Genomic DNA, 17883 nt, shown 5'->3' with positions numbered 1-17883 from the left:
GCGCGAGGCAATATGTGCTGGTGAGCTCGCTAGACCAGTTCAGCCGGACGACACAGCAGTGGTTCACCGGAGCCTTCCACGCTCCCACGGCCGCCCAGGAGGGGGCGTGGGAGTCGATCGCGCGCGGCGACAACACCCTGGTCGTCGCGCCCACGGGGTCGGGCAAGACGCTGGCGGCGTTCTTGTGGTCCCTCGACCGGCTGGCCGCCGCCCAGGCCGTGGCCGCCGACGGCGAGCGCAAGGGCACGCGGGTGCTGTACGTCTCGCCGCTCAAGGCCCTGGCCGTGGACGTCGAGCGCAACCTGCGCGCCCCCCTGGCCGGGCTCAGGCAGACGGCGCGGCGGCTCGGGCTGCCGGTGCCGGAGATCTCGGTGGCGATCCGCTCGGGCGACACGCCCGCCGAAGACCGCAGGAGGTTCGCGGCCAAGCCGTCCGACATCCTCATCACCACCCCGGAGTCGCTGTTCCTGCTGCTCACCAGCCAGGCGCGAGAGGCGTTGCGCACGGTCGAGACGGTCATCGTGGACGAGGTGCACGCGGTCGCGGCCACCAAGCGCGGCGCCCATCTGGCGCTCACCCTGGAGCGGCTCGACGCGTTGCTGGAGCGGCCCGCGCAGCGCGTCGGCCTGTCGGCGACGGTGCGGCCGGTGAGCGAGGTGGCGGCGTTCCTGGGCGGCGCCCGCCCGGCCACGGTGGTGCAGCCGCCCGCCGACAAGCGCATCGAGGTCGAGGTCGTGGTCCCGGTCGAGGACATGACCGAGACCGACGCCGGGCGCGGTCCCGTGGAGAGCGAGGGCGCGGGCGAGGACGCCGGGGAGGCCCGGAGCCGGTCGATCTGGCCGCACGTCGAGGACCGCCTGTTCGACCTCATCGAGGCCCACAGCTCGACGATCGTGTTCGCCAACTCCAGGCGGCTGGCCGAGCGGCTGTGCTCGCGCCTCAACGAGCTGGCCTACGACCGCTCCCGGGGCGGCTCGCCGGGCGCGGAGGCGGTCGACCTGTCGATCTGGGAGACGCCGTCCGACCGGCCCCGGCGCGCCCCGGCCGAGATGATGGCGCAGGCGGGCAGCGGCGGGGGCGTCGTGACGGAGATCGTCCGCGCCCATCACGGCTCGGTGTCCAAGGAGGAGCGGGGGCAGATCGAGGAGGCGCTCAAGTCGGGCCGGCTGCCGGCCGTGGTCGCCACCTCCAGCCTGGAGCTGGGCATCGACATGGGCTCGGTCGACCTGGTGGCGTGCGTCGAGGCGCCGCCGAGCGTGGCGAGCGGCCTGCAGCGCATCGGCCGGGCCGGCCACCAGGTCGGCGCGGTGTCCAAGGGCGTGATCTTCCCCAAATACCGCGGCGACCTGGTGCAGACCACCGTGGTGGCCGAGCGGATGAAGGACGGCCGCATCGAGGAGATGCGCTATCCGCGTAACCCGCTCGACGTGCTGGCCCAGCAGATCGTGGCGATGACGGCGATGGACGAGTGGACGCTCGACGAGCTGGAGTCGGTGGTCAAGCGCGCCGCCCCCTACGCCACGCTGCCGCGCAGCGCCCTGGAGGCCACGCTCGACATGCTGGCCGGGCGCTACCCGAGCGAGGAGTTCGCCGACCTGCGCCCGCGCATCGTCTGGGACCGCGTCACCGGCACGCTCCAGGGCCGGCCGGGCGCGCAGCGGCTGGCGGTCACCAACGGCGGCACGATCCCCGACCGCGGCCTGTTCGGCGTGTTCCTGGTGGGCGAGCGGGCCTCCAGGGTGGGTGAGCTGGACGAGGAGATGGTCTACGAGTCGCGCGTGGGCGACGTGTTCGTGCTGGGCGCGACGTCGTGGCGGATCGAGGACATCACGGCCGACCGGGTGCTGGTCTCCCCCGCGCCGGGGCAGCCGGGCAAGCTGCCGTTCTGGCACGGCGACACGCCGGGGCGGCCGGCCGAGCTGGGGCGGGCCATCGGCGAGTTCCTGCGCGAGCAGGCCAAGGGCGGCTCGCCCGAGCGGATGAGGGCCGCCGGTCTCGACGACTACGCCGCCCGCAACCTCCTGGCCTACCTGGCCGAGCAGCGCGAGGCCACCGGCTACGTGCCCGACGACCGCACGCTGCTGGTCGAGCGTTTCCACGACGAGCTGGGCGACTGGCGGGTGGTGATCCACTCGCCGTACGGCGCGCGGGTGCACGCGCCGTGGGCCCTCGCGATCAACCGGCGGCTGCGCGAGCGCTACGGGGTGGATGTGCAGGCCGTCCACTCCGACGACGGCATCGTGCTGCGCATCCCCGACACGCTGGCCGAGCCGCCCGCCGACGTGGCGGCCTTCGACCCCGAGGAGATCGAGCAGATCGTCACCGAGGAGCTGGGCGGCTCGGCGCTGTTCGCCGCCCGCTTCCGCGAGTGCGCGGGGCGGGCGCTGCTGCTGCCGCGCCGCACGCCGGGCCGGCGCAGCCCGCTGTGGCAGCAGCGGCAGCGGGCGGCCCACCTGCTGGGGGTGGCCTCGCGGTACGCCTCGTTCCCGATCGTGCTGGAGACGATGCGCGAGTGCCTCCAGGACGTCTTCGACGTGCCGGGGCTGGTGCGGCTCATGCGCGACATCGCCGCGCGCCGGGTGCGGGTGGTGGAGGTGGAGACCTCGCAGGCCTCGCCGTTCGCGGCGTCGCTGCTGTTCCACTACGTGGGCGCGTTCATGTACGAGGGCGACGCGCCGCTGGCCGAGCGGCGGGCCCAGGCGCTGGCGCTGGACACGTCCCTGCTGGCCGAGCTGCTGGGCCAGGCCGACCTGCGCGAGCTGCTCGATCCCGACGTCATCTCCGACGCCGAGCGCGAGCTGGCCCGGCTCGACCGGCCGCTGCGCGACGCCGAGGACCTCGCCGACCTGCTGCGGACGCACGGGCCGCTGCTGGCTCCCGACGTCAGCGTGCGCGGCGGCGACCCGGCCTGGCTGGAGGGGCTGGAGCGGGCGCGGCGGGCCATCCGGGTGCGCGTCGCGGGCGAGGAGCAGTGGGCGGCCGTCGAGGACGCCGGCCGCCTGCGTGACGCGCTCGGCGTGCCGCTGCCGGTGGGGGTGCCGCACGCGTTCCTGGAGCCGGTGGCCGATCCGCTGGCCGACCTGGTGGCGCGGCACGCCCGCACCCGCGGGCCCTTCCACGCCGGCACCGCCGCCGCGCGGTTCGGGCTGGGCGTGGCCGTGGTGAGCGACGCCCTGCGGCGGCTGGCCGGGGCCGGGCGGGTGGTCAGCGGCGAGTTCCGGCCCGGCGGGCGCGGCGAGGAGTGGTGCGACGCCGGGGTGCTGCGGATGTTGCGGCGGCGGTCGCTGGCGCGGCTGCGCAAGGAGGTGGAGCCGGTCGCGCCGGAGACGCTCGCCCGGTTCCTGCCCGCCTGGCACGGCATCACCGGTTCGAGCACGCCGGAGGCGGGGCCGGGCGGGGCGAGAGCCACGGGGCCGGGCGGGACGGCCAGGGCCGTGGGGCCGTTCGAGGCGCCCAGGGCCGCGGGGCCGGTCGGGGCGGCGCGGGCCATGGACGCGCTGGTCCGGGCGATCGAGCAGCTCCAGGGGGCCACCGTGCCCGCGTCGGCGCTGGAGAGCCTGGTGCTGCCCTCGCGGGTGCCCGGCTATCACCCGTCGCTGCTGGACGAGCTGACCTCCTCCGGCGAGGTGATCTGGGCGGGCCAGGGCTCGCTGCCCGGAGGCGACGGCTGGGTGTCCCTCTACTTCGCCGACACCGCGCCGCTGCTGCTGCCCGAGCCGGCCGAGATCACGATGACGGAGCTGCACGAGCGGGTGCTGGAGCTGCTGGGCGGCGGCGGCGCGCTGTTCTTCCGCGGCATCTCCGACCAGCTCGGGACGCTGGACGACCAGGCGCTGGCCTCGGTGCTGTGGGACCTGGTGTGGTCGGGACGGGTCTCCGGCGACACGCTGGCGCCGCTGCGGGCCACGCTCGGCACCGGGCGCCCGGCGCACCGGCCCGCGACGACGCGGCGGCGGCGGGCGGTGCTGCCCACGCGGAGCGGGCCGCCGACGGTGGCGGGGCGGTGGTGGCTGCTGCCCGCGCCCGCGGCCGACGCCGCCCAGCGGGCCCAGGCCCAGGCCGAGGTGCTGCTGGAGCGGCACGGGGTGGTGACGCGGGGGGCGGTGACCTCCGAGCGGCTGCCCGGCGGGTTCACGCCCGTCTACCAGGTGCTGCGGGCGTACGAGGAGAGCGGGCGGTGCCGGCGGGGCTACTTCGTCGAGGGGCTCGGGGGCGCGCAGTTCGCGCTGCCGGGCGCGGTCGACCGGATGCGCGCCCTGGCTCCGGGCCTCGCCCCGGCGCCCGCCGACGTCCCGGGCCCGGAGCGGGGGCGGCGGGTCGTGGTGCTGGCCGCCGCCGATCCGGCCAACCCCTACGGCGCCGCGCTCCCCTGGCCCCAGCATCCCGGCGACGTCGGGCACAAGCCGGGGCGCAAGGCGGGCTCGCTGGTGGTGCTGGTGGACGGATATCTCGTCCTCTACGTCGAGCGCGGCGGCAGGACCCTGCTGTCGTTCGCCGACGACGAGCGGCTGCGGCCGGCCGTGGACGCCCTGGCGCTGGCGGTCCGCGACGGCGCGCTGGGCAAGCTGACGGTCGAGCGTGCCGACGGCGCCTCGATCGTGGAGTCCCCGCTGGCGGCGGCCCTGGAGGCGGCCGGCTTCCATCCCACTCCGCGCGGCCTGCGCCTGCGCGCCTGACGCTCCGGCCGTCGCGGCGATCGGAAAAGGGCTGGCCGCGGAGTTGAATGGTCGTTTAAAGTTCTGAACGTGCCGCCAGAAAGTCGTACGTTCATTGAAGAGGCCCGCCGCGCGCAGATCATCGACTGCGCCATCGAGGTCCTGGCCACCCAGGGCTACGCCCACGCCACGATGGCCAGGATCGCCGCGCGGGCCCGCGTCAGCGCGGGCGTGATCTCCTACCACTTCGGCGGCAAGCAGCAGCTCATCGAGGCGGTCGTCGAGAAGGTGGCCGGGCTGGCGACCGACCTGATGGTGCCGCGCATCCTGGCCCAGCCCACCGCCACGGAGGGCCTGCGGGTCTACATCGAGGGCAACCTGGAGTTCATGCGGCTGCACCGCGAGCCGCTCCTGGCCCTGGTCGAGATCATCACGCACGCGGTGAGCGAGGGCGGCGGCCCCGGCCCGTACGCCGCCCAGGCCGAGACCGCGATCACGGACCTGATGAAGCTGCTGGACTGGGGCCAGCGCACCGGCGAGTTCCGCGACTTCGACCAGCGGGCCATGGCCATCGCCATCCGCGGCGCCATCGACGCCGTCCCCGCCCGCCTCCTCGCCGCCCATCCCACCGGCGATCCCACTGGCGATCCCACTGGCGGCCCCACCGGCGGCCCCGGCTTCGACCTCGACGCGCTCGCCCGCGAGTACGTCACCCTCTTCACCCTCGCCACCACCGGGAGAAACCCCTCATGACGCCATCCCCCGCATTAGAGATCAGCGGCCTGAGCAAGACGTTCGGCGAGAAGGTCGCCGTGGACCACGTCGATCTCACCGTCCCCCGGGGCTCGTTCTACGGCCTCGTCGGCCAGAACGGCGCCGGCAAGACCACCACTCTGTCGATGGCGGTCGGCCTGCTGCGCCCCGACCACGGCACGGCCCGCGTCTTCGGCGCCGACGTGTGGACGGACCCGTCGCGGGCCAAGCAGCTCGTCGGCGTGCTGCCGGACGGCCTGGCGATGCCGGAGCGGCTGACCGGCCGCGAGGTGCTCACCTACCTGGGCCTGCTGCGCGGGCTCACCAAGGACGTGGTGGCCGCGCGGGCCGAGGAGCTGCTGTCGGTGCTGGAGCTGGACGGGGCGGACAAGACGCTCGTCATCGAGTACTCGACCGGCATGCGCAAGAAGATCGGCCTGGCCACGGCGCTGCTGCACGCGCCGAAGCTGCTGGTGCTGGACGAGCCGTTCGAGGCGGTGGACCCGGTGTCGGCGGCGACGATCAAGATGATCCTGCGGGGTTTCGTGGCGGGCGGCGGCTCGGTGGTGCTGTCGAGCCACGTGATGGCGCTGGTCGAGCAGCTCTGCGACCACGTGGCGGTGATCGACAAGGGCCGGGTGGCGGTGGCCGGCCCGCTGGCGGAGGTCCGGGGCGAGGGCAGCCTGGAGGACCGGTTCGTGGAGCTGGTCGGGGCGGTCCCCGCGGGCGCCAGGGGGCTGTCGTGGCTGTAGCGCTCACGCTCGTCCGGATGAAGGTGGCGATCCTGCGCCACTCCGGCACGGGGCAGCGCGGCCAGATGATGGCCGCCGGCGGCTTCCTCGGCCTCGTGCTGGCGGCGGGCACGATCTACCTGGCCACGCTGGGCGGTGACTGGCTCGCCGCGGCGTACGCGGTGTGGATGCTCGGCTGGATCATCGGCCCGGTCTTCTCCGGCGGCGGCGACGAGACGCTGCGCCCGGAGTTCTTCTCGCTGCTGGGCCTGCCGCCGCACCGGATGGCGGCGGGGCTGCTGGCGGCGGCGTTCGTGGGCGTGGCCCCGGCGATCAGCCTGATCGCGCTCGCCGGGCTGGCGGTGGGCGCGACGGCGGCGGGCGGGCCGGCGGGCGGGAACGTGCTGGTCGCGGTGCCGGCGATGGTGCTGCAACTGGCCGTGTTCGTGCTGGTGTCGAAGGTGGCCGTGGCGGTGCTGGGCATCGCGCTGCGCTCGCGGGCGGGGGCGGTCGGCGCGGGCGTGGTCAACGGCGCGGTGCTGGCGTTCCTGGGCCAGGCGTGGGTGTTCGCGGTGGCGTTCGGGCAGGGCGCGGCGGTCCCGGAGTTCGTGCGGTACCTGCCGTCCGGGTGGGGCCTGCTCGCCGTGCGGGGGCACTACTGGGCGCTGGGCGCGCTGGTGGTGCTGATCGTGCTGCTGCTCGGCGCGTGGGCGGCGCTGCTGTCGCGGCGGGCGGGCGCGAGCCGGCCCTCGACGCGGGGCCGCCGCCCGGTGCGCGCGGCCACGGCGCGGGAGGCCGTGGTGGCCAAGGAGCTGCGTACGTGGTCGCGCGACCTGGTGCGCACCCATCAGCTCACCTTCGCGCTGGCGTACGGGCTGTTCTTCGCGGGCGCGCCGCTCGCGCTGGGCTGGATCGGCCTGCTGCCGTGGGCGGCGCCGCTGTTCGTCGTGATGGCGGCCTCGATGACGGCCAACATGTACGGCACCGACGGCACCGCCCTCTGGCTGCCGCTCATGACGCCGGGCGCCACGGCCGCGGACGTGCGCGGCAGGCAGCAGGCCTGGCTGGTGACGGTGGCCCCGGTCGCGCTGGCCCTGGCGGTGGTCCTCACCCCGCTCGCGGACGGACCCTGGCCGCTGGTCCTGGCGGTCACGGCGGCCGTGCTGGGCGGCGGCGCGGGGCTGGTGCCGCTGATCTCGGTGTACGTGCTCGTGCCCAGCATCGATCCGCGCAACCGCGGCGGCAACCCGCTGCGGACGAGCGAGGACGACGGCGCGCTGACCGGCCTGGCGTACCTGACGATCTTCCTGGTGGCGCTCAGTGCCGCGCCCGCCGCCGGGGTGGCGCTGGCGGCGGGCTGGTGGGGCGTGGCGGTGGGCCTGGCGACCGGCGCGCTCTGCTTCTGGGGCTTCGGCCTGCTGGCCGAGCGGCGGCTGCGGGCGCACGGGCCGGAGCTGCTGCACCTGATGCGCACCGGCAGGCGGCCGGACGCCGGCAAGCCGGGCTCGTCGTTCCAGCTCCCCGACATGCCGAAGGCGCAGCGGGCGGCGACCGTGGTCTGCCTGTCGTTCGGCGCGATCCCGCTGGTGCCGCAGGGGATCATCGCCGCGGTCATGGTGTCGGACGGGCGGCTGCGGCACTCGTGGTTCCTGGCCACGTACATGCCGCCGGGGCTGCGCTGGCCGGTGGCGGCCGGCATGGTGCTGCTCGGCCTGGCCATGTACGGCGTGGGGGCGTGGCTCCCGTACCGCGCCAGGAAACGAGCACGATGAGCGGCCGCCTCCCCACGCTCCACCTGCTGGAGGGGGAGGTCCTGGAGAGGGAGTTCGCCCGCAGGCGGGAGGTTTCCGATAATCGGGACATTTGATACTCCTGTATACGATTAGCCCCCAATGACGGATCTGGCGCCGGCGCCACCCCCACGCACGCGACAGGAGCGACCTTGTTCACCACCAGGCCCGAGCTGACGGGCGACTTCGGCATGGTCGCCGGCACCCACTGGCTGGCCTCGGCCACCGGCATGAGCGTGCTGGAGCGCGGCGGGAACGCCTTCGACGCGGCCGTGGCCGCCGGCTTCGTGCTGCAGGTCGCCGAGCCGCACCTGAACGGCCCCGGCGGCGAGGTGCCGATCCTGCTGTGGAGCGAGGCCGAGCAGCGGGCGCACGTGGTGTGCGGGCAGGGCGTCGCCCCGGCCGCCGCGACCGTCGAGCGCTTCACCGGGATGGGCCTGGACGTCGTCCCCGGCACCGGCCTGCTGGCGGCCACGGTGCCGGGGGCGTTCGGCGGGTGGATGGTGCTGCTGGAGCGCTGGGGCACCTGGCGGCTGGCCGACGTGCTCGCGCCCGCCGTCCACTACGCCGAGCACGGCATCCCCGTGCTGGAGCGCATCTCGGCCACGATCGCCTCGGTCGAGGAGCTGTTCACCGCCGACTGGCCCACCTCGGCGGCGACCTGGCTGCCCGGCGGCCGGGTGCCCGCGCCGGGCTCGCGGCTGGCCAACCCCGCCCTGGCCGCCACCTACCGGCGGATCGTCGCCGAGGCCGAGGCCGCCTCCGCCACCCGCGAGGGGCAACTCGCCGCCGCCCGCCGGGCCTGGTACGAGGGCTTCGTGGCCGAGGCCGTCGCCGGGTTCAGCACCACGACGGCCTGGCGGGACAGCTCCGGCGAGGTCCACGGCGGCCTGCTGACCGGCGACGACCTGGCCCGCTGGACGGCCACCGTCGAGGAGCCGGTCACCTTCGACTATCGCGGCCACACCGTCTGCAAGACCGGCCCGTGGGGCCAGGGCCCGGTCTTCCTCCAGCAGCTCGCCCTGCTCGACGGCTGCGACCTGGACGCGATGGGCTACCTGAGCGCCGACTACGTGCACACGGTGACCGAGGCCGCCAAGCTCGCCTTCGCCGACCGCGAAGCCTGGTACGGCGACACCGACGTGCCGCTGGACGACCTGCTCGACCCGGCCTACAACGCCGCCCGGCGGCGGCTGATCGGCGCCGGGGCCAGCCTGGAGCTGCGGCCCGGCTCCCCCGGCGGGCGCGTCCCCCGCCTGCCCGGCCTTCCCGTGCCCGGCACCGCGAGCGGCGCCCCCGGCGTCTCCGGCGCGCGCTCCCCGCGGGGCGTGGGCGAGCCGACCGTGAACGCCGGCGCGGGCGCGGGCGGCGTGGAGCAGACGCTGCCCGACGGCCAGGTCCGCGGCGACACCTGCCACGTGGACGTCGTGGACCGCTGGGGCAACATGGTCTCGGCCACCCCCAGCGGCGGCTGGCTGCAGAGCTCCCCCACCATCCCCGCCCTGGGCTTCTGCCTGGGCACCCGGGCGCAGATGTTCTGGTTGCAGGAGGGCCTGCCGGCCACGCTGCGCCCGGGCGCGCGGCCGCGCACCACGCTGTCGCCGTCGTTCGCGCTCAGGGACGGGCGGCCGTGGATGGCGTTCGGCACGCCGGGCGGCGACCAGCAGGACCAGTGGAGCGTGAACTTCTTCCTGGCGGTCGTGCACGGCGGGCTGAACCTGCAGGAGGCCGTGGACGCCCCCATGTTCCACTCCGAGCACTTCCCCAGCTCGTTCTTCCCACGCGGCTCGCGTCCCGGCGTGCTGCACGCCGAGGAGCGGCTGGACCCGGGCGTCGTGGCGGAGCTGCGGCGGCGCGGGCACGAGGTCGAGGTGCAGGGCCCGTGGTCGCTGGGCCGGCTCAGCGCGGTGGCCCGGGACGGCGGCTTCCTCAAGGCCGCCGCCAATCCGCGCGGCGCCCAGGGGTACGCCGCCGGCCGGTGAACCGGCCCGGACCCAGGCCACGGTTGAGGCCACCGTTCGGGCTACAGCCCAGGGCCACAGTTCAGGCCACGGTCGCCTCGATGATGTCGTCCACCACCTCGGCCAGGTCGTTGCCGCGGGCGTGGACCCGGCGCTGCCGCATCGCGCCGGAGCCGTTGCGCAGCAGCCGGTCCAGGCCCTCGGTTACGAAGGCCAGGTCGCCGAGCGCGGCCAGCGCCGGGCGCACGTGCTCAAGGAGCCGCCCGGCCAGCACCCGCGAGGGCGCGCGCGTGCCGTCGCGCACGTCCAGGCCCTCGCCGGGCAGTCCGTCCCTGGCCGCCCGCCAGTAGGCGGCGCGCAGCACCTCCGACGGGACGGGCAGCCCGCGGTCGCCGCGCCGCACGGCCTCCAGCGCGGTGACCACCAGGGCGCGCACCAGGCCGATCAGGGTGAGGCTGTCGCTCACGTCGAGCGGCACGTCGGCCGCCCTGACCTCGACGGTGGGCAGGCTCGGCGAGGGGCGGGTGTCCCAGTAGACCGTCTTGGGGTCGAGCAGCGCGCCCGACTCCCCCAGCGCCCGCAGCGTCAGCTCGTAGTCGCCGTAGGAGGCGAAGTACGGGGGCGCGCCCGCCACCGGCCACCGCCCCCAGGAGATCACCCTCCAGGAGGCGTACCCGGTGTCGCGGCCGGCGAAGAACGGCGAGTTGGCGGCCAGCGCGATCAGCGTCGGCAGCCAGCAGCGCAGATGGTTGCCGACGTAGACGGCGTGCTCCCGGTCGGGCACGTCCACGTGGACGTGCAGCGCGCAGATGGTGATCTCGTCCTGGAGCGCCCGGTAGGCCACCCTGCTCTGCAGGTAGCGGGGCACGTCGGTCAGCGGCGGGGAGCTCACGTCGCCCAGGACGGGGATGCCGCTGGCGGCGATGGCCAGCCCGCGGGCGCGCGCCGCGTCGGCCACCTCCTTGCGTACGGCACGCAGTTGCGAGCCCAGCTCGCTCAGGTCGGCGGAGGGCGGCGTGCGGGCCTCCACCTGGAAGCGGGTGATCTCGTGCACCACGTCGGCCATGCCGGTGGTGGCGGCCAGCACCTCGGCCGCCCGGGGGGACACGTGGCGGGTGCGGGGATCGACGACGAGGTATTCCTCCTCGATCCCGATGAGCGGAACCATGCCTGCACCTCGTTGGGGGGTCAGTCTCCGCAAAAGATTGTGCCCAGGCGACGACCGGCGGAAAACCTTTACCAGGTGAGGGCCGTCAGGCGGCAAAACCTGTGGGGCCGTACAGCGCGTGCGGGGCGCCTGTGACCATCGCCCAGTAGCGGTCGCCGTAGGACCAGTGCCACCACTCGGTCGGGTAGTTGACCAGGCCGACCGGCTCCAGGGCGGCGGCCAGGAGCTTGCGGTGGGCGCGGGCGTCGGCCGAGATGTTGGGGGCGGCGGTGTAGCAGGCGCCCGCGCTCTGCTCGGGGTTGTCGTTGACCGCGGTGCCCATGTCGTACTCGACGCCCTCGGGGTCGCACAGGGTGAGGTCCACGGCCGCCCCGGCGGTGTGCGGGGCCACGCTGACGGGCGAGACGTACCGGCTGGCCGCGACGTGCGCCTCCTCGACCGTCATGCCGGGGTTGGCGGCCAGCAGCTCGTCGCGGTACGCGGTGAAGTACAGGGACTGGGTGGCGATGGGCCGGTAGCCCTCCACGACCAGCAGGTGGTAGCCGTCGGGCAGCAGGGCCTCGGCGCGCTCCAGCCGCTCCAGCAGGCCGGCGCGCAGGTGCGCGTAGGCGCCCTCGGGGTCGGCCAGCCGCCCGTCCACCCGCAGCCGCCCGCGCGCCTCGGCCAGCGGCTCACCACACTCCCGCACCGGGACGGCGGCCACGCGCGGATCGGAGATGAGCACCACATCGTTGCGCGGGTCGTTCGGGGACTGCCACATGGGCAACGATTTTCACACAGTGTCGGAGAAAACCTGCTCCCGGGCCTGCTCCAGCGCCGCCACCAGGGCGCCGCGCAGCACGGGGTTCCCGGCCACCTTGGTGGTGACGACGGGCGGCCGGCTCGGGCACACGCGGGCCACGGCCTCCTGGACCTTGGCGGCCAGCCGCTCGCCGCCGGCCCGGCCGACGTCGCCGCTCAGCACGATCAGGCCGGGGTCGAGCACGACGGTCACCGCCGCCGCGCCCACCGCCAGCCGCCCGGCCACCGCGTCGAGGAAGTCCTCGCCGCCGTTGCGCATCAGGTCGGGCACCGTCGCCCCCTGGACGCCGTGCTCGCGGGCCAGGCCGCGCAGCGCGTCGTGGCCCACCAGGCGCTGGAAGGAGCCGGACTGCGGCTGGGAGACGTCGGCGGGCAGCGGCTCGCCCGGCACCGGCAGCCAGCCGATCTCGCCGGCGCCGCCGGTGATGCCGCGGTGCAGGCGGCCGTCCAGCATGACGCCGAGGCCCTGGCCGACGCCCGCCCAGATGACCACGAAGTCGTCGTGGCCGACCGCGGCGCCGTAGGTGCGCTCGGCCAGGGCGACCAGGTTGACGTCGTTCTCGATGGTGACGGAGGCGCCGAGCGTGCGGCGGAGGCTGGCCAGCACGCCGACGTGCCAGGCGGGCAGGTCGTACGACCAGCGCACGTCCCCGCTGGCCGGGTCCACCACGCCGCGCGTGCCGATGACGAAGGCCCGCAGCCGTTCCAGGCCGATGCCGGCCGTGTCGCAGGCCCGCTGGACGGCGGCGTGGACCGTCCTGACCGGGTCGCCGCCGTCGGCGGGGTTGACGGTGATCTCGACCACGGTCCGGCCTGTGATGTCGGCCACACCGACCTTCAGGCTGTCGGGCAGGACCTCCAGGCCGGCGACGTACGCGCTGGAGGGGACGACCCCGTACAGGGCGGCGTGCGGCCCCCTGCCGCCGGCCCGCTCCCCCGCCACCTCGACCAGGCCCCGCTCCTCCAGTCTGGACAGGAGCTGGCCTGCCGTTACCTTGGAGAGCCCGGTCCTTTCGCCCAGCTCGGCGCGGGTGAGCGGGCCGTCCACGAGGAGGAGCTCGAGTGCCGCGCGATCGTTCAACCGACGCAGCAGCCGGGGCACACCCGGGCTTCGACTCATTACCGCACCCCTCTCGTCACGAATGGCTAACGAGCGTTTCTTTTAAGAAAGTTTCTTGTTAGTTTAGCAGCGTCGTTCGGCATTTGACGATCAGCCTGGTGCGGACCGTAGGCCAGCACCCGGGAAGGGAGAACCCTGTGAGGATCGCGAAGATCACCGCCACTACGGTCACCACGGCCGCCCTGGCCCTGGGCCTGGCCGCCTGTGGCTCCGGCGGCGAGGAGACCTCCTCCTCACCCAGCGCCGCGGCCTCGGCCGGCGGCCCCAAGTACGCCGGCAAGACGCTCAACGTCTGGCGTCTCGGCGACAGCAACCCGGCCGCCGCCAAGTACATGGAAGAGCTGAACGCCGAGTTCAAGAAGCAGACCGGCGCTGACGTCAAGCTCGAGTGGATCCCGTGGCCGCAGGTCGCCGACAAGTTCGCCGCCGCCGCCACCGGCGCCGGCCCGGACGTCACCGAGATCGGCAACGACCAGGTGCCGATGTGGCAGAGCCAGGACGCCCTGACGCCGATCACCGACATCGCCCGCGAGGGCGACCGGTCGCAGATCCCCCAGAACCTCTACGGCTACGAGACCGTGGACGGCGAGATCTACGCCGTGCCGTGGGGCGCCGGCGCCCGCGCCGTGCTCTACCGCAAGGACTGGTTCGAGGACCTGAAGATCGAGGTCCCGAAGAGCTGGGACGAGCTGGTCGCCGCCGCCAAGAAGATCCAGAAGGAGAAGGGCGACGGCGTGGACGGCTTCGCCTTCAACGGCGGCTCCGACGCCAACCACCTGCTGGCCGCGTTCGCCTGGTCCGAGGGCGGCGACTACGCCGCCAAGGAGGGCGACAAGTGGGTCGGCAAGCTCACCGAGCCCGGCTTCGTCAAGGGCTTCGAGACCTACACCGGCCTGGTGACCGGCGGCCTGTCCGGCAAGGCGAACCTCACGCTCAACACGGTCGACATCCGCAAGCGCTTCGCCAACAACAAGGTCGCCATGTACCTCACCGCCGCCTGGGACCTGCCCGGCATCGAGGAGGACTCCAAGGGCAAGCTGAAGAGCGACAAGCTCGGCTTCTTCCCGCTGCCCGCCAAGACCGGCGGCGTGGCCCCCTCCTTCTTCGGCGGCAACGACATCGCGCTGTGGGGCGGCACCAAGGAGGCCGACCTCGGCAAGGAGTACATCAAGCTGGCCACCAGCAAGACCTGGGCCGACCGGTACGCCAGCGAGGGCGGCCTGCTCCCGGTCTACCCGGACACCCTGGCCAAGCTTGAGGAGGACCCGGCGCAGGGCGCCTTCGCCCAGGCGTTCGCCAAGGCCAGGGCCTTCCCCGCCGACCCCAACTGGGCCGAGGCCGACGCCACCAAGATGGTGCTGCAGAACGCCGCACGGGCCGTCATCGAGGGCAAGAAGGACACCAACACCGCCCTCGCCGACGCCAACAAGGAACTCGAAGAGATCCTGAACCAGTAGTCATGGCGAACACCACCACGGTCGCCCGGGGCGGGGGCTCGTCCCCGGCCCCGGGACACCGGCGCAAGAAGAACGCCGGTCGCGCGCGGGCCAGCGGGCTTCCGGTGTGGAGCATCCCGTACGTCCTGCTCGTCCCCGGCCTGCTGGTCATCGCGGGGCTGCTGCTCTACCCGATGGTCCAGCTCGCGGTGATGGCCTTCCAGAAGGTCGGCCTGGCCCAGATCAGGGGCACCAGGCCGGCCGAGTGGGTGGGCCTGGAGAACTTCGAGAAGGTCCTGGCCAACGACATCTTCTGGGCGGCCCTGCGCAACACCGTCGCCTTCGCCTTCGTCGCGGTCAGCCTCACGCTCGTCGTCGGCACCGCCGTCGGCGTGCTGCTGCACCGGCTCGGCAGGAAGATGTCGCTGTTCGTGGTGATCGGGTGCATGTTCGCCTGGGCCGTGCCGCCGGTGGCGCAGGGCGTCATCTGGCGCTCGCTCTTCGACGCCGAGGCCGGCATCGTCAACTGGGCGCTGGACCTGCTGCCCGACTGGCTGGCCGCGCCGCCGGACGGCCAGGCGAGCTGGGCCGGCACCCCCTGGCTCAACGACACGCTGCCCCTCTACATCGCGCTGATCGTGTGCGTGGTGTGGGCCGGCTTCCCGTTCATCGCGGTCTCGGTGCTGGCCGGGCTCAAGGGCATCCCGTCCGAGCTGTACGAGGCGGCCAGGGTGGACGGCTCCGGGCCGTGGCGCACGTTCACCAGGATCACCCTGCCGATGCTGAAGCCCGTCTTCGCCGTCCTGACGATCCTGTCGATCATCTGGGACTTCAAGGTCTTCAGCCAGCTCTACGTGCTGATGAACGGGCCCACCAACCGCGACGGCTTCAACCTGTCCATGTACGCGGTCGCCGAGGCGTTCAAGCCCCCGCAGAAGCTGGGCACCGGCGCGGCGATCTCCGTCGTCCTGACGATCATCCTGCTCGTCATCACCGTCGTGTACGTCAGGCAGATCGTGAAGCAGGAGGAGATGTGACCCCGCTCGCCCGCAAGAGGCTCGGCAAGATCCTCCTCAACACGGCCGGCGTGCTGGTCTTCCTCTACGCCGTCTTCCCCGTCTACTGGATGGTGGCGACCGGCTTCAAGGAGAACGACCAGATCTTCACCACGGAGTTCGTGCCGTTCCCGACGCACTTCACCTTCGACCACTTCGCGCGGGTGCTGAGCGAGGGCGTCGCGAACAACTCCATCTGGCTCTACATGCGCAACAGCGCGATCGTGGCGCTCGGGACCGTGCTCATCGGCTCGGCCTTCGCCCTGCTGTCGGCCACGGCCATCGCCCGCTTCCGGTTCAGGGGGCGCAGCGTGTTCCTGGTCGTGCTGCTGATCGTGCAGATGCTGCCGGCCGAGGGGCTGCTCATCCCGCTCTACATGATGGTCAAGCGGGTGGGGCTGGGCGACCAGCTCCTCGGGCTGATCGTCACCCAGGTCGCGTTGACGCTGCCGTTCGGCGTCTGGATGTTGCGCACGTTCGTGGCCGCGGTGCCCAGGTCGCTGGAGGAGGCGGCCTGGATCGACGGCGCGGGGCGCATGCAGACCTTCTGGCGGGTGCTCTTCCCGCTGGTCGCGCCCGGCCTGGTGGCCACGAGCATCTTCTCGTTCATCACCGCGTGGAACGACCTGGTCTTCGCCCTCTACCTGATGTCGGGGTCCGAGGGGTACACGATGCCGGTCGCCCTGCAGTACTTCTTCGGCCAGAAGGGCGTCGACTGGGGGGCGATCATGGCCGGATCCACCTTGATGACGATCCCGGTCGTCGTCTTCTTCCTCCTCGTGCAGCGCCGCATGGTCTCCGGCCTGGTCGCCGGGGCCGTGAAGGGCTGACAGCACCGCCATTCGCCGCGGCGCCGCCGGCGCCGTACGCGATCCTGCCCATCTTCCACTGATGAGGAGCCATGAGTCAGAGTGATCGGGGGCTGCGCCGCCTGGCGGCCGGCACACTGCTCGTCGCCTTCCAGGGCACCGAGGCACCCGAGTGGGTGCTGCGCGAGCTGGAGCACGGCCTGGGCGGCGTGACCCTCTTCGGGTTCAACGTCGCCGGCCCCGGCCAGGTGAGCGAGCTGACCACCGCGCTGCGGGGAGCCGGTGAGCCCGTCATCTCGCTGGACGAGGAGGGCGGCGACGTCACGCGGCTCGCCTACCACGTCGGCAGCCCGTACCCGGGCAACGCCGCGCTGGGCGCGGTGGACGACCCGGAGCTGACCCGCAGCGTCTACCGGGCCATCGCCGCCGAGCTGGCCGCCTGCGGCATCAACCTGGACATGGCGCCCAGCGCGGACGTCAACACCGAGGCCGACAACCCGGTGATCGGCACCCGCTCGTTCGGCGCGGACGCCGCCCTGGTGGCCCGGCACACGGTGGCCGCCGTGGAGGGCCTGCAGTCGCTGCGCGTGGCGGCCTGCGTCAAGCACTTCCCCGGCCACGGCGCGACCCGCGTGGACTCGCACCTGGCCATCCCGATCGTGGACGTCGGCCTGGACGTGCTGCGGGAGCGGGAGCTCGCCCCGTTCCGCGCGGCCATCGGCGCGGGGGCCAAGTCGGTGATGACCGCGCACGTCGCGGTGCCGGCGGTGACGGGCGACCAGCCCGCCACGCTGTCCGGCGCCGCGCTGACCGGGCTCCTCAGGGGCGAGCTCGGTTTCGACGGCGTGGTCATCACCGACGCGCTGGACATGCACGCCATCACCAGGAGCGTCGGCCTGGCCGGGGGCGCGGTGCGGACGCTGGCGGCCGGGGCCGACCTGCTGTGCCTGGGGCCGCTGCCGACCTACGACGACGTGCGGGCGATCATCGCCGAGATCGTCTCCGCGGTGCGCGAGGGCCGGCTGAGCGCCGGGCGGCTGGAGGAGGCGGCGGCGCGGGTGGCCGCGCTGCGCGCGTGGTTCGGCGGGGCACGGGAGCTGCCCGCCGAGCGGAACGTCGTGGGCCTGCACGCCGCCCGCCGCGCCGTGCGGCTGAGCGGCGCGCCCGAGCCCCTGGTCGAGCCGCTGGTGGTCGAGGTGGACACCCCGCCGACGATCGCCGTGGGCGACGTGCCGTGGGGCGTGGGGCCGTGGCTGCCCGAGGCGGAGATCGTCCGCGTCGAGCCGTCGGCCGCCGACGCGCCCACGCTGCTGGCCAAGGCGGCGGGCCGGTCGCTGGTCGTCGTGATCAAGGACGCCCACCGCCACCCCGCCAGCCGGGAGCTGGTCTCCGCGCTGGTGGCGGCCCGGCCGGACACGACCGTCATCGAGATGGGGCTGCCGGTGTGGCGGCCGGACAGCGCGGCCTACATCGCCACGTACGGGGCCGCCCGCGCCAACGCCCAGGCGGCCGTGGAGCTCCTGCAGACCGCGTAGAACCCGACAGAAGGAAAGGGCGCCGGCCCGCGGGCCGGCGCCCTTTCCGCACGCGCTGGAACGGGCCGG

At 73.9% G+C, this 17883-nt stretch carries 12 protein-coding genes; 9 read left to right on the top strand and 3 right to left on the bottom strand.

The genetic code is table 11. The annotated features are described in order from the left end of the window. Positions 1-20: 20 nt before the first annotated feature. The 5 genes from AB0H75_RS06015 (at position 21) to AB0H75_RS05995 (ending at position 9911) form a co-directional block, all read left to right on the top strand. Positions 21-4676 (top strand): ATP-dependent helicase, encoded by a 4656-nt coding sequence (locus AB0H75_RS06015; protein WP_367791117.1) that lies wholly within the window; start codon positions 21-23, stop codon positions 4674-4676. A gap of 69 nt (positions 4677-4745) precedes the next feature. Further along, complete coding sequence (locus AB0H75_RS06010; protein WP_367791114.1) at positions 4746-5408, top strand: TetR/AcrR family transcriptional regulator; 663 nt, start codon at positions 4746-4748, stop codon at positions 5406-5408. Next, positions 5405-6160, top strand: coding sequence for an ABC transporter ATP-binding protein (locus AB0H75_RS06005; protein ID WP_367791111.1), 756 nt, complete (start codon positions 5405-5407; stop codon positions 6158-6160). Before AB0H75_RS06010 ends, AB0H75_RS06005 begins: the two co-directional genes overlap by 4 nt. Continuing rightward, the gene (locus tag AB0H75_RS06000; RefSeq protein ID WP_367791108.1) at positions 6151-7911 is read left to right on the top strand and encodes a hypothetical protein; all 1761 of its coding nucleotides are present in this window, start codon (positions 6151-6153) and stop codon (positions 7909-7911) included. Before AB0H75_RS06005 ends, AB0H75_RS06000 begins: the two co-directional genes overlap by 10 nt. Positions 7912-8120: 209 nt before the next feature. Further along, positions 8121-9911, top strand: a complete 1791-nt coding sequence (locus tag AB0H75_RS05995; RefSeq protein WP_367792357.1) for a gamma-glutamyltransferase family protein — start codon at positions 8121-8123, stop codon at positions 9909-9911. A 61-nt stretch (positions 9912-9972) separates the two neighbouring features. On the opposite strand, the gene AB0H75_RS05990 is transcribed toward AB0H75_RS05995, so the two are convergent. From AB0H75_RS05990 to AB0H75_RS05980, 3 genes are all read right to left on the bottom strand, one after another. After that, the gene (locus AB0H75_RS05990) at positions 9973-11058 is read right to left on the bottom strand and encodes a glutamate--cysteine ligase (protein ID WP_367791105.1); all 1086 of its coding nucleotides are present in this window, start codon (positions 11056-11058) and stop codon (positions 9973-9975) included. Between the two features lie 85 nt (positions 11059-11143). Further along, positions 11144-11818: a M15 family metallopeptidase gene (locus AB0H75_RS05985; protein WP_367791102.1), complete on the bottom strand. Its 675-nt coding sequence runs from the start codon at positions 11816-11818 to the stop codon at positions 11144-11146. Positions 11819-11830: 12 nt separating this feature from the next. Then, positions 11831-12979 carry an ROK family protein gene (locus AB0H75_RS05980; RefSeq protein WP_367791099.1) on the bottom strand — a complete coding sequence of 383 codons (1149 nt, stop codon included), beginning with the start codon at positions 12977-12979 and terminating at the stop codon, positions 11831-11833. A gap of 137 nt (positions 12980-13116) precedes the next feature. Between AB0H75_RS05980 and AB0H75_RS05975 the strand changes: the two genes are divergently transcribed. From AB0H75_RS05975 to AB0H75_RS05960, 4 genes are all read left to right on the top strand, one after another. Next, entirely contained in the window at positions 13117-14436 is a 1320-nt protein-coding gene (locus AB0H75_RS05975; protein ID WP_367791096.1) for a sugar ABC transporter substrate-binding protein, read from the top strand. Between the two features lie 2 nt (positions 14437-14438). Beyond that, entirely contained in the window at positions 14439-15452 is a 1014-nt protein-coding gene (locus AB0H75_RS05970; RefSeq protein ID WP_367791093.1) for a carbohydrate ABC transporter permease, read from the top strand. Beyond that, positions 15449-16300, top strand: coding sequence for a carbohydrate ABC transporter permease (locus tag AB0H75_RS05965; RefSeq protein ID WP_367791090.1), 852 nt, complete (start codon positions 15449-15451; stop codon positions 16298-16300). The genes AB0H75_RS05970 and AB0H75_RS05965 overlap by 4 nt, the downstream gene beginning before the upstream one ends. Before the next feature lie 71 nt (positions 16301-16371). Beyond that, a complete protein-coding gene (locus tag AB0H75_RS05960) occupies positions 16372-17814 on the top strand; it encodes a glycoside hydrolase family 3 protein (RefSeq protein ID WP_367791087.1) in 1443 nt (480 codons plus the stop codon). Positions 17815-17883: the final 69 nt, after the last annotated feature.

Source organism: Nonomuraea sp. NPDC050783 (assembly GCF_040802095.1).
Classification (GTDB): domain Bacteria; phylum Actinomycetota; class Actinomycetes; order Streptosporangiales; family Streptosporangiaceae; genus Nonomuraea.
This window is presented reverse-complemented; position numbering and strand designations above follow the sequence as displayed.